This window comes from Bradyrhizobium jicamae, assembly GCF_001440395.1.
Taxonomy (GTDB): Bacteria; Pseudomonadota; Alphaproteobacteria; order Rhizobiales; family Xanthobacteraceae; genus Bradyrhizobium; species Bradyrhizobium jicamae.
This window is the reverse complement of sequence record NZ_LLXZ01000207.1, coordinates 1-224: the sequence shown is the minus strand read 5'-3', so window position 1 is coordinate 224 and position 224 is coordinate 1. Positions and strand designations below refer to the sequence as shown.

The window sequence follows — 224 nt, the reverse complement described above, 5'->3', positions numbered from 1 at the left end:
TGTTTGATTATGGGCAATCGTATGGCCCTCACCGAAGACGATGTTTTAGCCATCATGGAGTCATTCCGATGCCGCTCAAGGTCTACAAGAGGGGCGAAGTCTACTGGTACAGCGGGACGATTGCCGGCGAACGGATACGCCGGTCTGCTGGCACTGCGAGCAAAGAAATCGCACAGCAAATCGCCAACCGCGAAGAAGCCCGAGCTTGGAAACGTGATCTCCAT

Annotated in this window: 1 pseudogene; it reads left to right on the top strand. The window is 54.5% G+C overall.

The window, feature by feature from the left end:
• Positions 1-68: 68 nt before the first annotated feature.
• A pseudogene (locus CQ12_RS47945) lies at positions 69-224 on the top strand (tyrosine-type recombinase/integrase); the annotation flags it as partial.